The organism is Mesorhizobium sp. M7A.F.Ca.CA.002.09.1.1, assembly GCF_003998555.1.
Classification (GTDB): domain Bacteria; phylum Pseudomonadota; class Alphaproteobacteria; order Rhizobiales; family Rhizobiaceae; genus Mesorhizobium; species Mesorhizobium ciceri.
Map to the genome: position 1 here is coordinate 1 of NZ_RZRR01001075.1, position 1,640 is coordinate 1,640.

Annotated in this window: 2 protein-coding genes; both read right to left on the reverse strand. The window is 62.8% G+C overall.

Annotation, left to right across the window (positions count from 1 at the left end; genetic code table 11):
* A partial coding sequence (locus EN994_RS30365; RefSeq protein WP_127308098.1) for an FAD-dependent oxidoreductase occupies positions 1-732 on the reverse strand: 732 nt, incomplete at its 3' end.
* A 98-nt stretch (positions 733-830) separates the two neighbouring features.
* A partial coding sequence (locus tag EN994_RS30370; RefSeq protein ID WP_127308099.1) for a dipeptidase occupies positions 831-1,640 on the reverse strand: 810 nt, incomplete at its 5' end.

Below are 1,640 nucleotides of genomic sequence, written 5' to 3' on the forward strand. Positions count from 1 at the left end.
AACCAGAACCGTGCGCGCCTCGACGGCACCCCCGGCCGAAACGACAAGAACACCTGGCGAACTGTGCTCGATGCGCGTGACCGGCTCGCTTAGCCGCAACCGATCGCCAAGGTCGCGGGCCAGATCGTCGGCCAGCGAATGCATGGTTTCGCGCACAGAATATTGCAGTTCCGTCACCTCGTTGGTGACCCGCCGGTCATTGTCGATCAAATACCAGAGAGGAATCTGGTCCAGCGCCATGCACCAGAGACCTTCGATCATCGAACGGAAAGCCATCCTTGCATCGGCCGAATCGTGCTGGCAGGCAAGCCAGTCGGCGACGGTCAGTCCGGCAATCGAGGCATCGTCCGGATCGATCCCGTTCATGCGCTCGCGGATCGCCATCGCGGCATGATAGGTCCGCTCAGCTCGTTGTGCGGACATCGTCGGCTGGGTGATGAAGTCGCCATCGACATAGGTTTCAACCAGCGTCTTGCCGCGCGCCTCGACCATGGCCATCAATTCCGGCATGTCCTCGCACAGGAACTGGCCACCACCATCGATGCGTTCGCCAAGTCCGTTCAATCGGGACTCGACGCGTCCGCCGACGCGGTCGCGTGCTTCGAGCAGGATGAAATCGATGCCGGCCTTCTTCATCTCAAGCGCCGCCGACAGGCCGGTGAAACCCGCACCGACGATGACGACATCGGCTCGCTCGAATTCGCCGCCCTCATCCGTGAAGGTCTCCAGCATTGCCGGCTATCCACCCAATCGTATCCGGCTTCCACCGACGAACTATGTCCTTGTCGACATATGCCGGCGGGCCGAACACACCATGCCGCAGGCTGTCTCTAACCTATCGTTTTCTCGAGCATATTGAGCCAGTTGCGATAGGCGATTTTTTCGATCAGCGCGCGGCCGAAACCGCGTGCCGCCAATGCATCGATCAGCTTCGGCAGGCCGGCGACATCGCCGATGACGGCCGGGATCATGGCGCCGTCGAAATCGGAGCCAAGACCAACGCCATCCTCACCCAGCGCCTGCAGCAGCGAATCGATATGGCGCACCATGATATCGAGGCTGGTGTCGGCATTCATGCGACCGTCCTCGCGCAGGAAGCCGGTTGCGAAGTTCAGCCCGACCATGCCGCCGGTTTCGCGGATCGCGCCGAGCTGCCAGTCGGTCAAGTTACGCGAATGGCCGCAGATCGCGTGCACGTTGGAATGGGTCGCCACCAGCGGCGCATCGCTGAGTGCGGCGACATCGCGAAAGCCCTTCTCGTTGAGATGCGACAGGTCGATCATGATCTTCAACTGGTTGCAGGCCTTGACCAGCGCCTTGCCGGCATCGGTCAGGCCAGGGCCGGTGTCGGGCGAAGACGGGAAGCGGAACGGCACGCCGTGGCCAAAGGCGTTCGGACGGCTCCAGACGATGCCGAGCGAGCGCAGGCCGGCTTCATGCAGCACGTCGAGCATGGTGAGCTCGGGATCGATCGCCTCGACCCCTTCGATGTGGAACACCGCGGCGATCGACCCTTGCGCCATGGCATTGCGCACATCGCCGGCGCTGCGGCAGACGGTGAGCGCTCCGGCCCGTTCCAGCCTGAACAGGATCGAGGCCATCGCGATGGTCGAGGTCAGCGCCTCATTGCGGGGAACCTC